15 protein-coding genes and 3 pseudogenes are annotated in these 15,540 nt (G+C 69.8%); 8 read left to right on the top strand and 10 right to left on the bottom strand.

From position 1 onward, the window contains the following. Positions 1-116 precede the first annotated feature (116 nt). A complete protein-coding gene (locus KHP12_RS52670; protein ID WP_276328641.1) occupies positions 117-248 on the bottom strand; it encodes a hypothetical protein in 132 nt (43 codons plus the stop codon). Between the two features lie 219 nt (positions 249-467). Then, positions 468-2,871 (bottom strand): annotated as a pseudogene (locus KHP12_RS49250) (MMPL family transporter). 444 nt (positions 2,872-3,315) lie between these two features. Between KHP12_RS49250 and KHP12_RS49245 the strand changes: the two are divergent. The 4 genes and pseudogenes from KHP12_RS49245 to KHP12_RS52140 form a co-directional block, all read left to right on the top strand. Continuing rightward, positions 3,316-3,642: pseudogene (locus KHP12_RS49245) on the top strand (DUF8746 domain-containing protein); the annotation flags it as partial. Beyond that, positions 3,639-4,475 (top strand): ABC transporter permease, encoded by an 837-nt coding sequence (locus KHP12_RS49240; RefSeq protein ID WP_211834760.1) that lies wholly within the window; start codon positions 3,639-3,641, stop codon positions 4,473-4,475. The pseudogene KHP12_RS49245 and the gene KHP12_RS49240, both read left to right, overlap by 4 nt. 199 nt (positions 4,476-4,674) lie before the next feature. Beyond that, a complete protein-coding gene (locus KHP12_RS52145) occupies positions 4,675-5,199 on the top strand; it encodes a DUF7134 domain-containing protein (RefSeq protein ID WP_244202837.1) in 525 nt (174 codons plus the stop codon). Further along, positions 5,163-5,279: pseudogene (locus tag KHP12_RS52140) on the top strand (hypothetical protein); the annotation flags it as partial. The gene KHP12_RS52145 and the pseudogene KHP12_RS52140, both read left to right, overlap by 37 nt. Before the next feature lie 24 nt (positions 5,280-5,303). On the opposite strand, the gene KHP12_RS52135 reads toward KHP12_RS52140, so the two are convergent. From KHP12_RS52135 to KHP12_RS49205, 7 genes are all read right to left on the bottom strand, one after another. Next, positions 5,304-5,570, bottom strand: coding sequence for a hypothetical protein (locus KHP12_RS52135; protein WP_246643308.1), 267 nt, complete (start codon positions 5,568-5,570; stop codon positions 5,304-5,306). 65 nt (positions 5,571-5,635) lie between these two features. After that, positions 5,636-6,091 carry a MarR family winged helix-turn-helix transcriptional regulator gene (locus tag KHP12_RS49230; RefSeq protein WP_086882154.1) on the bottom strand — a complete coding sequence of 152 codons (456 nt, stop codon included), beginning with the start codon at positions 6,089-6,091 and terminating at the stop codon, positions 5,636-5,638. Positions 6,092-6,759: 668 nt separating this feature from the next. Beyond that, the gene (locus tag KHP12_RS49225) at positions 6,760-7,455 is read right to left on the bottom strand and encodes an alpha/beta fold hydrolase (RefSeq protein ID WP_086882156.1); all 696 of its coding nucleotides are present in this window, start codon (positions 7,453-7,455) and stop codon (positions 6,760-6,762) included. Positions 7,456-7,636: 181 nt separating this feature from the next. Further along, positions 7,637-8,431: an SDR family NAD(P)-dependent oxidoreductase gene (locus KHP12_RS49220; protein ID WP_086882157.1), complete on the bottom strand. Its 795-nt coding sequence runs from the start codon at positions 8,429-8,431 to the stop codon at positions 7,637-7,639. Continuing rightward, a complete protein-coding gene (locus KHP12_RS49215; RefSeq protein WP_211834759.1) occupies positions 8,395-9,012 on the bottom strand; it encodes a hypothetical protein in 618 nt (205 codons plus the stop codon). Before KHP12_RS49215 ends, KHP12_RS49220 begins: the two co-directional genes overlap by 37 nt. Positions 9,013-9,014: 2 nt before the next feature. Beyond that, entirely contained in the window at positions 9,015-9,713 is a 699-nt protein-coding gene (locus KHP12_RS49210; RefSeq protein WP_211834758.1) for an alpha/beta fold hydrolase, read from the bottom strand. A gap of 1 nt (position 9,714) precedes the next feature. After that, positions 9,715-10,020: a hypothetical protein gene (locus KHP12_RS49205; protein ID WP_211834757.1), complete on the bottom strand. Its 306-nt coding sequence runs from the start codon at positions 10,018-10,020 to the stop codon at positions 9,715-9,717. Positions 10,021-10,452: 432 nt separating this feature from the next. On the opposite strand from KHP12_RS49205, the gene KHP12_RS49200 reads away from it, so the two are divergent. The 4 genes from KHP12_RS49200 (at position 10,453) to KHP12_RS49185 (ending at position 13,976) form a co-directional block, all read left to right on the top strand. Continuing rightward, positions 10,453-11,352 (top strand): SAM-dependent methyltransferase, encoded by a 900-nt coding sequence (locus tag KHP12_RS49200; protein WP_211834756.1) that lies wholly within the window; start codon positions 10,453-10,455, stop codon positions 11,350-11,352. Positions 11,353-11,522: 170 nt separating this feature from the next. Continuing rightward, the gene (locus KHP12_RS49195) at positions 11,523-12,785 is read left to right on the top strand and encodes a YncE family protein (protein WP_086882172.1); all 1,263 of its coding nucleotides are present in this window, start codon (positions 11,523-11,525) and stop codon (positions 12,783-12,785) included. Positions 12,786-12,989: 204 nt separating this feature from the next. Continuing rightward, entirely contained in the window at positions 12,990-13,124 is a 135-nt protein-coding gene (locus KHP12_RS49190) for a nitronate monooxygenase (RefSeq protein ID WP_211834755.1), read from the top strand. Between the two features lie 66 nt (positions 13,125-13,190). Then, a complete protein-coding gene (locus tag KHP12_RS49185; RefSeq protein WP_211834754.1) occupies positions 13,191-13,976 on the top strand; it encodes an NAD(P)H-dependent flavin oxidoreductase in 786 nt (261 codons plus the stop codon). Between the two features lie 49 nt (positions 13,977-14,025). Here KHP12_RS49185 and gdhA read toward each other — a convergent pair whose 3' ends face one another. Then, positions 14,026-15,372 carry an NADP-specific glutamate dehydrogenase gene (gdhA, locus tag KHP12_RS49180; RefSeq protein ID WP_210608885.1) on the bottom strand — a complete coding sequence of 449 codons (1,347 nt, stop codon included), beginning with the start codon at positions 15,370-15,372 and terminating at the stop codon, positions 14,026-14,028. Between the last annotated feature and the right edge of the window lie 168 nt (positions 15,373-15,540).

The raw sequence follows: 15,540 nt of genomic DNA, 5'->3' as shown, positions 1-15,540 counted from the left end.
CGCCGTTGCCGTGCCGCCCGCCTGTGGGGTTCCATAACTCGGCCATGCCTCTTGACCACAAGGATCGAAGGAGCCTCTCACCACCTCCATCGACGCTGTCCTGGCCAGCGCCGACATCACGGGAGTGTGCGCGTGGTGGCCAACGAGTATCCGACATCGGCGGTCGGCAGATCGTGGCGGTCGAGGCGGGCTAACGCCTGGCCGCGCAGCGCCTGTCGGGTACGGGCGGAGGGGACCCACGGTGTCACCGCCGGGGATGTACCGGGCGGCGGTGGCTCGACGGAGGGCGGCTCGGCGAGCACGACGTGGCGTGGTTACCGCCGAGTCCAACGTCCGTCCACGCCAGGCGCTCGGCTGGGTGTCCAGCCGAGCGCTTTGCGCGGGTTCCTCACCGCCCTATCGGATCGACTGTGTGACGGTCGTGGGGGGTTGGTCTGTCGGGGGGTGGGTTTGCGCCGTGTGGGTCGTCAGCTGTTCGTGGGGCGCTCGAGTGCCACTTTGGGCAGGCGTCGGGCGAGGGGGGCGGGCAGCCACCAGGCCCATGTGCCGAACAGTTGCATGATGGCGGGGACGATCAGGCAGCGGATGACCAGCGCGTCCACCAGGATCGCCACGGCCAGGCCCAGTCCGAACTGCTGGAGCATCCGGTCGGTGCTGAGCATGAAGGCGCCGAACACCACGATCATGATGGCCCCGGCTGCCGTGATCACCTTGCCGGTGGAGGCCAGTCCCTCCCGGACGGCGAGGGAATGGTCCTTGGTACGTTCCCACTCCTCATGGATCCGTGAGATCAGGAACACCTCGTAGTCCATGGACAGGCCGAAGACGATCGCGAAGATCAGCACGGGCAGGAAGGCTTCGATCGGACCTGGCTGCACTCCGAACAGGCCTTCCTGGAAGACCAGGGTCATCGCGCCGAGTGCGGCGGAGATCGAGAGCAGGTTCAGCAGGGCTGCCTTGATGGGGATCAGCACTGACCGGAAGACCAGCATCAGCAGCAGTGACGACATCCCGACGACGACTGCGACGAACAGGGGCAGCCGCTGCTCGACCGTGTCCGCGAAGTCCTGGGAGGCGGCGGTGGCGCCGCCGACCAGGATCTTGGCGCCGGTCTCACGCTCCAGTCCCGGGGCCACGTCGTCGCGCAGGTGGTGTACGAGGTCGGCGGTGCCCTTGGCCTGGGGTGCCGTCCTGGGGTAGATGATCATGGTGGTCAGGGCGCCGTCCTCGGTGGGCATCGCGGGGCCGGCCGCGGCCACGCCCTCGGCCTTGGCCAGTGCGGACTGGACGGTCTGGCCGGCGGCCTCGTCGCCTTGTGCCAGGACGATCAGCGGTCCGTTGAAGCTCGGGCCGAAGCCTTCGGCGAGCAGGTCATATGCCTTCTTGGAGGTCGAGGTCTTGGGGTCGTTGCCCGCGTCGGCGAATCCCAGGCGCATGCTCAGTGCCGGGGCGGACAGGGCCAGCAGGGCGAGGACGGCGATCAGCAGTGCCGGCAGCGGACGGCGTTGCACGGCTGCGGCCAGGGCCCGCCAGCGGCGGCCTTCGGTCTTGCCCTTGGCCGCGGACTTGGCCGCGTGCTTCAGGACGTGGCGCTGGATGCGCTGGGCGAAGAGTGCCAGCAGCGCGGGCAGCAGGACCAGCGAGGCGGCCATGGTGGTCAGCACGGTCAGGGCCAGGGCCAGGGCCACGCCCTGGAGCGAGCCGAGGCCGAGGGCGACCAGGCCCAGCAGGGCGATGATCACGGTGCAGCCGGCGAAGAAGACCGTGCGGCCGGCGGCGTCCAGAGCTTTGCGGCCGGCCTTTGCCGGGTCGGCGCCGGCGGTGAGTTCGTGCCGGTAGCGATAGAAGATCAGCAGGGCGTAGTCGACGCCGACGCCGAGCCCGACGAGCATCGTGAGGGGGGTGTGAAGTCGGCGATGGTGAAGACGTGCGAGGCGATGACGATCAGGCCGAGTGCGCCGCCGACCGCGAACAGGGCGGTGATCAACGGTACGGCGGCCGCCACCACGGAGCCGAAGAGCAGCCCGAGGATGACCACGGCGGCCACGATGCCGGCCAGTTCCGCGGTCGGGCTTCCCTTGTCCTCGGCTCCGCGTACGGCCTCACCGCCGAGCTCGACCTGGAGACCGCCGGTCCGGACATCCCCGGCGGTGTCGATGATCTTGGTGATGTCCTCCTTGGCCACGGCCTCGGCCTTGCCCTCCAAGGTCACCGTGGCGTAGCCGATCGTGCCGTCCTTGGAGACGGCGGAGGCATCGGCGTACGGGCTGCGCACATCGGCGACGCCCGGCATCCCTTCACCTTGGCCAGCATCGTCTCCACGGCCGTCGTGTCGCCGCCGATGCCCCGGCCGTCTTTCAGCACGATCTCGACGGTGTCGCCGGCCTGGGCGGAACCGTGCTTGGTGAACAGATCGGTGGCGGACTGGGAATCGGTCCCCGGCAGGGAGAAGTCATTCTTGTACGCAGACCCCGCGGCCTGGGAACCCAGCGTGACGGCGGCCAGGACGGCCACCCAGAGCAGCAGGGCGGCCCAACGGTGACACTGCGCCCAACCGGCCAGGGCACCGAACCGGCCACCGTGAGGCTTATCCGGCCGGCCCGGTGCGGGCGGGGGCAAGGGACGCGGCTGAGCCGCGAATGGGAGACATGGGTGACTACCTCGAATCCGAACGGGAGTTGCCTGGCGTGAAAAACACGCCACCACGGCACCGCACACCGTGGGCACGCCGATCACCAGGGCGATCAGTACGCCGCCGATCTCCATGGACAGCGCCCCGGCGGCGGTGGCCAGCAGCATTCCGGCGGCAGCCCCGACAAGCACACCGACCAACGCGGCAGCGACCCATGCGGGAAAGGTGGGCGGATTCATGCCACTGATCGTGCCGCGCGGCAGGCCCGGAGGCGTCGGTCTCCCGATGACACTCGACCTACCCCAGCGGATGTAGACCGCCGCCACGCCATACCCCACAGGTTGCGACGCACCCGCGGCCACCAGCGCCGCGATGGCATACAACGCCACGACCGGAACCACGATCAGCGGGGCGTCGGTATCCCGACTCCCCACCGCTACCCAGCTGCTCCACCTTCAGCGACCACCACCAACACGAACACGCCGCCGGCCGGCACGGCATCAGCGCGGACACCACGAGGCAACCGGAAACGAATCTGGTTCAAAGACGGGACGCGTCCCGCGGTTTTCCCCGCCCGTAGCTTCGAAAGCAGCGGTTACGGCCCTTTCCGTGGCCGGTATCGAAGTGAGGAGGGGGCGACCTTGATGATCGAAGCACGGGAGCTGACCAAGCGGTACGGCGACCCGGGGCGCAGCGCGCGCAGCCATCTGATGGCGCTGGCGCACACGCACGGTATTACGCGCCGCCGGGTGGACGAGGAGATGGCGCTGATCGCCGACCACTTGATCGTCGTCGGCCGGGGGCGGCTGCTCGCGGACACCACGCTGGACGACTTCACGCGGACGGCCGACGGGGTCGGAATGATTGCCGCTGCTCACGGGGTGCCGCTGTATGAGCTGACCCCGCAGTCCGCCTCCCTGGAGACGGCCTTCATGGACCTCACCCGCGACGCCGTGGAGTACCACAGCGCGCCCGCGGACCATGCGGACACTGACCGAAAGGCCGCATGATGACTACCGCCTCTCCTACCGTGGCGCCTGCCCCCGCGACGACGGTGCGCAAAGTGACCTCCCGTGGGGTACGGCGCTCGGAGTGGGCCAAGTTCTGGTCGCTGCGCTCCAGCTGGATCACCCTGACCGTCTCCGTGGTCGTGCTGCTCGTCTTCGGGACAGTCGCCGCCTCCACCTACAGCCCTGACGCGCCGACGGACGACGGCCCGATGTCGTCCGGAGAGTCCAGTGACGCGGTCAGCCTGACCCTGATGGGCTCGTCGTTCGCCTCGCTGATCGTGGGCTCGCTGGGAGTGCTGCTCTTCGCGGGCGAGTACAGCACGGGCATGATCCGCTCCACGCTCACCGCAGTCCCCAAACGGCTGCCGGTGCTGTTCGCCAAGAGCGCCGTGGTGGCGCCGCTGGTACTGGCCCTCCCCACGCTCGGCGCGCTGGCGGCGTTCCAGCTGGGCGCGGCCGGCCTGGACGGCGAGAAGATCGCCCTGTCGCTGGGGGATGACGGTGTGCTGCGCAGCCTGCTCGGTGCCGGGGTCTACCTGGCCCTCGTGGCGGTGTTCGGTGTGGCCCTGGGGGCGCTGCTCCGCTCCCCCGCCGGGGGCATCGCCACCCTGGTCGGCGTCCTGCTGATCCTGCCCAACCTGGCCTCACTGCTGCCCGGCTCGCTGGCCGACACGCTCAACCCGTACTTCCCCAGCAACGCCGGAGAGGCCGCGTCCTCCCTGCACCAACCGCCCGACGCCCTCTCACCCGGTGCCGGGCTCACCGTCTTCACCGGCTGGGTGACCCTCGCCCTGGCCGCGGCCGCCGTCCGGCTGAAACGGACCGACGCCTGAGCAGGGGGAAGGGGCCAATCGGGCCCATGAGTCCACACCGCGCGGCCATCACCGCGGACCGGTCCCAGGGGGCGGCACCCTCGCCGCCCCCGGGCCCGAGGCCGCCTGGGGACATCCCCTGCTGGACTGGCTGCTGCGTCGCCAGCACCGCCTGCGGCAACTGAACCAGCGGCATCCCTGGCTGCTCGACACCGCGGTCGTGCTGATCGTCGCGATGATCGGCCTGACCGACTTCCTCTCCGGCAGCAACGACGCCCCCTTCGGGCAGACCGAAGGCCGTGGCCACCTGCAGGCGCCGGCCGCCGTCCCGTACGTGGTCTCCACCGCGCTCATCGTGCCGCTGTGGTGGCGTGGCCGCGCCCCGGCCCCCGTGTACTTCGTGATCCCCCTGGTCACCCTCGCCCAGGGGGCGCTGGGCCTGTGGCTGTCGGCCGACCTCACCGCGCTCATCGCCCTGTACACCATGGCCCGCCACGACTCCCTGCGGCTGCTGGGCCGGGCCACCGTCATGGCCATCGCGCAGGTCATGCTTCCCGTTTTCGTCATCCTGCCGGATGAAAGCTGGCCGCAGGGCCTGTTCATCCTCCTGGGGACGGACACCGCGGCCGCCGCCGTCGGGCTGACGCTGCGCACCCGCCAGACGAACAGCTCACCGTCGCCGCGATACGTTCCCGCGTCGCCCGCGAGATGCACGACATCGTCGGCCACAACCTCTCCGTCATGATCAGTGTCGCCGACGGCGCCGCCACCCTCGCCGCCAACAGAGGCGAGCAGTCCCAACAAGCCCTGCGCATCCTCGGCGACACCGGCCGCCAGGCCATGAACGAACTACGGCGCGTCCTGGGCGTCCTGCGCGAGAAACAGCACGGCCAACAGCCGCTCAGCCCGCAGCCCGGCACCCGCGACCTGCACTCCCTCCTGGCCCGCGTCCGCACCGCGGGACTGGACGTCACCTACCGCACCATGGGCAACCTCGCCACACTCAGCAGCAGCGTGCAACTGACCATCTACCGCATCGTCCAAGAAGCCCTGACGAACACCCTCATCGGCCCACGCGACGACCGGCCCGGCTGGACCGTCGACGTCGTACTCCACCCATCCGCACCCGGAGGCCGGCGCCTCGCCGCACTCGCGACGCCTGGCCGCTGCTTCGCCACGCTTCAGTCCGGCCGGACCGTCGATGCCCCATCCCCGATGTTGCGCGCATCGATCGCGTGGAGCAGCTTCTTGAGCTCATCCCGCTCACCGGACGCGAGGTGGGTCATCAGACGGTCGTCGGCGACCCGCACCGCTGCCTCGGCCCGCTTGAACAGGGCCCTGCCCTTGGGCGTCAGCCGGGCGGGCAGACTCCTGCCCGACGACACCGCAGCCGGCCGCTTGATCGCGCCCATCTCCTGGAGATCCCGCACAACCTTGTTCATCGCCTGCGGCGACACACCGGCATGGCGGGCCAGCTCAGCGTTGGACTGAGAGGGGAACATGGACAAGTTCCGCATGCACACGAACTCCGGCAACCCGATGCCAAGCGGCTGGAGCTCCGCGGCCGTGAGCGGACGCAGTGCAGCCATCACCTGGTAAAGCAGGAAGCCCAGCGGCTGATCTTCATACTCACGCATATCAACAAGTTTGACACACCCCGGCCCGTACCCTGGGCTCCCAGGCGAGCGCCATCCTCGTCGCGGAATCAGACTCACCTGCTCCACGCCCTGCGCGAGGTGGAGACGAGCTTGCCAGGTTGCCCGTCTCGTGTGTGTGCTCGGCGGAGCCGTCGTCGTGCGGGGGTCGGTTGCGGATCCCCGCCCGCGGATGACGCGTTCGCGTTCGTCTCAGCAAGGCCGTGCTGGTGCCATGACCGGGGGCTACCCCCGCGACGGGGCGTGGCGTGGTGCGAGTGACGGCCGCGGGAACAGACTCCCGCGGCCGACCACCGTGGAGTGCCGGCTCAGGGCCGCGGGGTCATGTCGCGGGGACGGGCAAGTCGGGGGCCTGTCCATGGAGACGCTCCAGCACGATGAAGTGGAGCGCGTGCTCCGCATAAGTGGGTATGGTCGTCCCCCGACCTGGAGGGCATCCAACAGCTTCGTCTCGTCATCGATGAACTGTGCGCCCGCACCACGGACCCGCTGCACCCCGGCGTGACCACCGACGGCCTGCGCCCCGACCACCGCGAACCACTTCCCGCCGACGCGGCAGGCCAGTGTGATGCGGCCCGGTGGCGGCGGTGCAGCTCACCGATGGCAGTGCCGTCGGCGATGTTGAAGGCGGCGAACAGGCTGGTGCTCACTCAGCCGTGAACGGCGTTGAGGACGGCGGCGAGCTTCCCTGGAGCGCTGATCATCGCCATGTGGCCAGTGTCGAGATCGATGACCTCCGCCCGGAGCAGCGCGATGGATCGCTGCTGGAATTCCTCGACGTAACACTGGTCCCGGGTGAGGTGCACATACGTCCGCGGGATGTCCCGTCGGTAGCCTCTCAGGTTCACGGGCTCGCTCAGCAGAGCGGCCGAATCGTCGGCCAGTCGGCTCAGAGCGGACGCGGCGGTCGCCTCGTCCATGTCGTTGCACAGCATCGCGACAGCACCCACGCGGGTCTGGTGGTAGACCCCAGCGGTGATGGACTGCTCGACCAGCTCACGCACGCCGGGATCAATCTGGTCGAGCACCCGGGACCCGTCGGGAGGTACGACGGCCGACACGAGGACGACCTGACGGATTCGTTCGGGTATGCGGTCGAGGACGAGCGGCACGGTGACTCCCGCGAAGGAGTGGCCGACCAGCACCACGTCCCGCAAGTCCTTCGCCTCGATGTCCTCGCGGACGGCGTCGGCGCAGTCCGCGAGAGTGACCGTGCCGAGTGCGACGTCAGCCCTCGCCCCGCGACCCGGAAGGTCGACTGCCAGCGCTTCCGCACTCAAGTAAGGAATCAACTCGTCCCAGCAGTTCGCGCCGAAACCGGCACCGTGAATGAGAGCGAAAGACATACGCGACCTCCCAGATCATAACGGCAACTTTAACTGAATTCAGATCGGCCTCCTAGGGGTTCTGATGGCCGGCCCCGTGACGTGAACGCCGCGAAGAAATTCCTGGCTGCCGGACGGGCAGTGTCGGTCCGTGGAGCCGGCTGACGTGTGCGGACGAGCATCATGCGTTGGGCGGTCGGCCTTACGGCACCAACGCGATGCCCCCGTCGACGCGCAGATCGATTCCGTTGATGTAGCCGGCCGACGGGCTGGCGAGAAACGCGACCGCTGCCGAGATATCCGCCGCGGTGCCGAGCCTGCCCGTCGGGTTCGGGGCGTACTCCGCCACCACCAGCGGTTCCAGCTCCGTCCATTGCTCCGGCCAGCCTCGCGCGGCCGCTCCGTCCTCGAACATCTGCCGCATGCCGTCCGTGACGATGACACCGGGGCTCACCGTGTTCGCGGTGATGCCGGATCCGGCCAGATGCCGGGCCAGGCTGGTCGTCATGTTGACCACCGCCGCCTTCGCCGCCGAATACTCGACCATATTCGGCAACGGAGTCGTCGCGGCCCGGCTGCCCACATTGACCACCCTTCCCCATCCTCGCTCGCGCATCCGAGGCACCAGGGCCCGGATCATCCGCACCGCGGACACGACGTTCCCGTTCACCGCGTCCAGCCACAGCGCCGGCTCCGCGGTTTCCCAGTCGTGCTCGGCGAATGGGCCGGCGTTGTTGACCAATATCTGCACGCCCCACTCCCGGGCCCGCTCGGCCACCGTCTCGGCGGCGGCCTCATCGGCAAGGTCCCCCAGCACGATGTCCACCGCCCCGCCGACGGCACGAAGCCGCTCCGCGACCTCACCGACACGCGCGGGGTCGCGACCGTGCACCAGCACGGCGCACCCTTCGTCGACCAGCCGCCGGGCCACCGCGGCGCCGATCCCCCCGCTGCTCCCCGTCACCATCGCCCGTCGTCCCGCAAGCTCCAGGTCCATGTTCCGCACGCTAGACCACACCTGTGACAGCGGCGGCTCGCCGCCCATCCCTCCGTCTCTCGGGCACGGTCCACCTCCTCTCCTTCCTTCGACGCCGATGACTTCTCGGCCAGGAGCGAGGATTCGGGGAACTCCCGGACGGCACCCAGAACTCCAACGGATCCCGGTGCTCGTCCTGCACCGGCGCACTGAAGTGCTCCTTCGCCGCGGACGACAGCCTCCAGCCGGACCTTGAACGGGGCGCCGTGGCCGGGCTTGGGCTTGCCCGGCTCCACGATGGCGGTCACCTCGTCGTCGATGCCGGGCGTGGCGGGCAGGCTGACCGAGTGGTCGACGATCTCCAGGCCGAGGCCGGGGGTGTGGCCGAGGCCGGGGGTGTGGGTGTGGGTGTGGGTGTGGGTGTGGGTGTGGGTGTGGTAGAGCGTCTCCGCGCCCACCCCGCGCTCGCGGAAGTACTGGAGGATCGCCTCCTCCGTCAGATACATGAAGTGCTTGAAGCCGATCCAGGTGCGGATGTTGGCGCCCTCGTAGCGGGGCCTGTCCACGGGGGTGGTGAGGGTGCCGTCCAGCAGCTCCGTCATGGTCATTCCTTTGTGGTGAGAAGGGTCGTGGCGAGGGGGTGGTCGCCGGGAGGGCGGTGAGGTCGTCCGGTGAGCTGGAGGAACAGGCTGAGGAATCCGACCGGGCCGATCCGCTCCACCGTGGCGTCGGCCATGGCGGCGAGCACCTCGGGGTCCAGGTCCCCGGCCCGGCTGCCCAGTCCGACGCGTACGCCGTCGGCGATGATCTGCCGGAACCCGGCCAGCGCCGCGTCGTGCAGGGGCCAGTCCACCCGGAGGGTGTCGGGGCGGAAGAACGGGGCGAGGAGCACCGCGGCGCGCGGCTGGGCCGCGCCGTCCCGGTCGGCCAGGTGTTCCAGGACGGCATTGGCGCCGAAGGAGTGGCCGATCAGGATGTCGACGGGCTCGGGCACCAGGGCGAGCGCCTCGCGCAGCCAGTGCGCGGGGGTGCCGTGGTGCCGCCAGCGGTAGCGGTTGCCGGCGCGCCACGGCAGGTCGAGGACGTAGGTCCGGCAGCGGCCCGCCAGCTCTCCGGCCAGCGGCCGCCATCCGGCCCAGCCGCCTTCGAGACCGTGCACCAGGGCCACCACGAGAGTGCCGGGGTGCGGTGCCGGGGACGGCGTCCCCAGCACGGCCAGCCGCTCCCGCGCCCCACGGACCTCGGCCACCGCTGTCCACCAGTCGGGCGAGGGCCCCGGGCGCGCCCCGTTCGGCTGCGCCATGTCAGCCTCCTCCCGCGAGGGCGGGGACGTCCGACGGGTCGAGCCGCACCGAGGCGTAGCCGTCCTCGCCGTCGCCGCAGGTGATCAGCGCCCCGCCCGGCCCGGACCGCTGTCGGGAGCCCAACCAGGCCGCTGCCACGGCCAGTTGGACCACGCCGAGCGCTCCGCAGACCTCCCCCAGATGCGGGGTGAGGTCGATGCCGCCACCGGCTCCCGGGGCCCCGGGAGCGGTGAGCCGGAGCGCGGCGGGCGGCGCGAGGTCGTCGGCGATGTCGTCCGGCCGGGTGTGGCGGCGTACGTTCCCCACGAGGCGGACTCGCTGCGGGCGATCGAGATCCTCGCCCGGATCTGGCGGGGACGGGACGGGGGCGGCTGGCAAAAGCCTGGGGGGAGCGTGCGGAGGGTCATGAGCCGGTGGCGGCGGCGAGCCCTTCGCGTACGACGGCGAGGACCGAGCCGAGGGTGGCGATGCGGCGGTCGCCCACCCAGGTCTCGCCGCGCATGAACGCGTTGTCGCCGATGAGCTGGCTCGGGGAACATCGCGGAAATTCTGTCGATCTTCTCAGGCGGGGCGGCCGACAGGGCGTCACCTCACGACCGGCCGCGGCGTCCCCGAGGCCACAACCGAGCTGATCCTGCCCGCGGTTGGCCGACTCTCGCGCATATGCCTCCGGGAAGCGCCTAACCTGACCGGGCCGCTTGGCGGTCAAGGGCACACACCCCCCACCCCGGAGCCCGTATGACTCACGAACTGCCCAATGCCTTCAACCTGCGCACGGACCAAGCGCACTCCGCCCGCATGTACGACTTCTACCTCGGCGGGAAGGACAACTACGAGGCAGACCGGGAGGCAGCCGGCAGGGTCGCGGCCTCGTACCCCGGCATCTTCGTCTGCGCCAGGGAGAACCGTGCGTTCATGCACCGCGCCACGCGCGTACTCGCCCGGGACCACGGCATCCGGCAGTGGCTCGACATCGGTACCGGCATCCCGACCAAGCCCAATCTGCATGAGGTGGCGCAGTCCGTGGCACCCGACGCCCGGATCGTCTACGCGGACAACGACCCGATCGTCCTCGTCCACGCGCAGACCCTGCTCAACAGCTCCGCGGAAGGTCGCACCGCCTACATCAGGGCGGATGTCAACGAACCTGACATCATCCTCCGGTCCCCCGGGCTCATCGAGACGCTGGACCTGACCAAGCCCGTGGCCCTCAGCCTCAACGCGCTCATGCACTTCGTCACCGACGCCCAGGACGCGCACGGGATCGTCCGCCGCCTGATGGGCGCGCTGCCCTCGGGCAGCGCCCTCGCGCTCAGCCACTGCACACCGGACTTCGATCCCCAGACCTGGCAGAAGGTCACCGACATCTACCACCGGGCCGGAACGCCGGTGCGGTTCCGCGACAAGGCCGCCGTGGCGGACTTCTTCACCGGTCTGGACCTGATCGAGCCGGGTATCGTCGTCGGCCACCGCTGGCGGCCGTCCGCCGAGGACGGCGGAGCGGCCGGGGAGGACGGCGGAGCGGCCGGGGAGGACGGCGGAGCGGCCGGGGAGGACGGCGGAGCGGCCGGGGAGGACGGCCCAGCACCGAGCGACGCGGACGTCAGCCTGTGGGTCGGCGTCGGCATCAAGCCATAATCCGCCCCCCTCGGCGTTTCCATCGCCCCGGGCTCGCGGGGCCCGCGTCGGCGAAGTTGAGAGCTTGTCATTTTTTGCCGTCAGAGCTCTTGTGAGAGGTACCCGCCTTCATTACTTTCCAGTAGGCGGCGCCCCGACGACGACAGACCCCCACCTCTCATGGAGTGGCCATGCCTTCCGAGCACCGTGGCTCCACCCGAATGGTTCTCTCCCTCGCCGCCGCCGTGGCGCTGGCCGTGACCGGTTCCACGGCGGCGAGCGCCTCCGCGCAGTCGAAGACGGCCGGTCTGCGGGAGGTGATGTTCGTGGGCAACAACTGGGACGGCACCGCCGACGTCATCAAATCCAGTGGCGACTTGGCCAGAATCGGTCGGATCAACGTCATACCGGACAAGGACCAGCGGCTCACCGAGATCTACCTCAACCCCATCAAGCTCGCCTTCTTCCTGGGGATCCGGCTGGGGCCGGGCGAAGGGCACGACCAGTTCGTGGACGACATGTACTCGACCCCGGACGGCTCCGACATCGTCGTCTCCCGGCCCAGCTTCGCCGACGTGGTCTCGATCGACGTCGCGACGGGCAAACTCAACTGGCGCTTCCCCGTGTCGGGATTCCGCGCGGACCACATGGCCGTGTCCCCCGACGGCAAACGCGTCGCGGTGTCGGCTTCGACGTCGAACACGGTGCATGTCCTCGACATCGAGACGGGGAAGCAGCTCGGTTCGTTCTCCGCCGGTGACAAGCCCCATGAGAACGTCTTCACCGACGGCGGCAAGTATCTGTGGAACATGTCGATCGGCGAGGTCAACACCGCCCTGGACGATCCGTCGATGGACTGGACGAAGGGCGACCGGCACATCACCGTGGTCGACACGACCACCTATCGGCAGGTCAAGGTCATCGACATGCGCGAACGGCTGGACGCCTTCGGCCGCAAGGACCTGTCCGACGCCGTCCGGCCCGTCGCCTTCACCCCCGATGAGTCCAAGCTCTACTTCCAGGTGTCCTTCTTCAACGGGTTCCTGGAGTACGACGTGGCCAAGGACAAGATCACCCGCGCGAAGACCCTCCCGAAGAACCCGGAGACCAGCGAGGACCGCACCACCTGGGTCAACGACTCCCGCCACCACGGCCTGTCGATGAGCCCCGACGGCAAGAAGCTGTGCGTGGCCGGGACGATGGACGACTACGCGACCGTCGTCGACCGGGAATCGCTCCAGGAAGGCCCCCTGGTACCGACCTCGAAGCCGTACTGGGCGACGGTGAGCGGCGACGGCGCCTCCTGCGTCGTCTCCGAGAGCGGTGCCGACCGGGTCACCGCGATCGACTTCGCGACGGGCGAGAAGACCGCGTCCGTCTCGGTCGGCGACCACCCGCAGCGGGTGCGCATCGGCCATGTGGCCGCCGACTGGACCGGACCGTCGGCCTCGTAGCCGACGCGGACTCGGCGATCGACGGCGACGCGGAAGGCTATCGGGAGCGGTCCTCGACGCGAACCACGGACGCGACCCGCAGGTCCGCTCCTGCCCCGCATCCCAGATGTCCGGAACGCCGACGGCAGGAGTGCCGAAACATTGACATCGCCCGGTGATTCGGAAACCGAACCGCTCCCAGGTGTGGAGGGCAGCATGACGGCATTGACCACACCTCTGTGTCGGCAGTTGGGGATCGAGGTGCCGGTGGCGCAGGCGCCCATCGGGTCCGCGGTCACGACGGACCTGGTGGCCGCGGTGGCGGACGCCGGCGGCCTCGGCACCCTTGCTCTGACGTGAGTCACCGCGGAAGAGGCGGTGCGCCGGATCCGGGAGGTTCGGCGGTCGACGCCGAGGCCCTTCGCCGTGAACTTGGTGCTGGACTTCCCCGTGGACGAACTTCTCGACGCCTGCCTGGCGGAGAGCGTGCCGGTCATCTCGACGTTCTGGGGCGATCCCTCGGCTGTCGCCGGACGCGTGCACTCGGCCGGCGCCGTTCACCTCCACACCGTCGGTTCCGTCGCCGAGGCCGAAGCCGCTGTTGCCGCGGGTGTCGATGTGATCGTGGCCCAGGGGTGTGAGGCAGGCGGCCATGTGCGCGGGGAGACCACCACGATGGCGCTCGTGCCCGCAGTCGTGGACACCGTGCACCCGGTGCCCGTCATCGCGGCAGGCGGCATCGCCGACGGGCGCGGGCTCGCGGCCGTACTGGCTCTCGGGGCCCAGGCGGGATGGCTGGGCACCCGATTCCTGACGGCATGCGAGGCCGCCACGCACGAGGTCTACCGCCAAACCGTCATCCGGGCGGCGCCGCAGGAAGCCGTGCACACCCGGTGCTTCGACGGAGGCCGGCCAGGCGCACCGCATCGTGCACTGCGCAACTCCACGCTCAGCGCCTGGGAGGCCGCGGACCGTCCCGCCGCGCCGAATCGTCCCGGAGAAGGCACCGTGGTGGCCCGCGGCGCCGACGGACGGACTTGGCCGCGTTACGAGGTCATGGTGCCCGTGCCCGGCATGTCGGGCGACCTGGAGGCTCTCGCCCTCTACGCGGGCCAGACCGCCGGGCTTGTCCACGACGTCGTCCCGGCGGGCCGCATCGTGGCCGACATCGCCGCTCGTGCCGCGGCCCTCATGCGGACGCCGACACCCTGACGCTGTGTACGGCATCCGCACGGCCCCCGTGCACGGAAGTACTCCGGACTCAGACGACCCCCTGGGCGGTCATGGCCTCGGCGACACGGAGGAAGCCCGCGGCGTTGGCGCCGAGCACGTAGTCGTCGGCGTCACCGCCGTAGGTCTCCGCGGTGGCGCGACACTGCGCGTGCACCTGCCGCATGATGGTGGCGAGCTGGTCCTCGGTGCGTTCGAAGCTCCAGCTCTCGCGGGACGCGTTCTGCTGCATCTCGAGTGCGGAGGTCGCCACCCCGCCCGCATTGGCGGCCTTGCCCGGACCGAACAGGATCCGCGCGCCGCGGAAGATCTCGACCGCCTCGGGCGTGCACGGCATGTTCGCGCCCTCGGCCACGGCCAGCACACCGTTCTTCGTCAGCGCGGTGGCGTCCTGCTGGTGCAGCTCGTTCTGGGTCGCGCACGGCAGTGCGACCTCGCACGGCACGTCGAACACCGACCCCCGGGCGGAGAACCGGGCGGTCGTCTTCACCTCGGCGTAAGCGGAGATCCGCTCGCGGCGCACCTCCTTGATCTCCTTGAGCAGCTCCAGGTCGATGCCGTCCTCGTCGACCAGATAACCGGAGGAGTCGGAGCAGGCCACCACCCGTCCACCGAGGGCGTGGACCTTCTCGATGGCGTAGATGGCCACGTTGCCCGATCCGGAGACCACGGCCCGCCGTCCGTCGAAGTCCTGGCCGCGCGTGGCGAGCATCTCCTGGGCGAAGAACACCGCGCCGTAGCCGGTGGCCTCGGTACGGGCGTGCGAGCCGCCCCAGCCGACCGGCTTGCCGGTCAGCACACCGGACTCATGGCGGTTGGTGATCCGCTTGTACTGGCCGAAGAGGTAGCCGATCTCACGGCCGCCGACTCCGATGTCCCCGGCGGGCACATCCGTGTGCTCGCCCAGATGCCGGTACAGCTCCGTCATGAACGCCTGGCAGAAGCGCATGACCTCGCCGTCCGAGCGGCCCTTGGGATCGAAGTCCGAACCGCCCTTGCCGCCGCCGATCGCCATGCCGGTCAGCGCGTTCTTGAAGATCTGCTCGAAACCCAGGAACTTGACGATGCCGAGGTTGACACTGGGGTGGAACCGCAGGCCGCCCTTGTACGGGCCGAGGGCACTGTTGAACTCCACCCGAAAGCCTCGGTTGACCTGCACCGTTCCCTGGTCGTCCACCCACGGGACCCGGAACATCAGCTGCCGTTCGGGCTCGCAGAGCCGTTCCACGATCCTGGCGTGCAGATACTCCGGGTGGGCCTGGAGCACGGGTCCTATCGCCTGTAGGACTTCGTGGGCTGCCTGGTGGAACTCCGTTTCTGCGGGATCCCGGCGGTGGAGATTGCCGTAGACGGCCTCGAGGTAGGCGCTGACGTCCATGTGCGCTGTTCTCTCCGTTCGCATGCGAGCCGGCCGGGCGCCGGCACGAGCTGTGCCTCAGGCGCGGGAAGTGCGCCGACAGCGTACTTCAGCCGGTGTCGCCCTTCAGTGGGGAAGAGACCAGACCTGACTCCTCCGGCGTGCCGGGCCGGGCCGCCGACCACCCGA

Origin of the sequence: Streptomyces asiaticus, assembly GCF_018138715.1 — a bacterium.
In the GTDB taxonomy this organism is placed as follows: Bacteria; Actinomycetota; Actinomycetes; order Streptomycetales; family Streptomycetaceae; genus Streptomyces; species Streptomyces asiaticus.
This window is presented reverse-complemented; position numbering and strand designations above follow the sequence as displayed.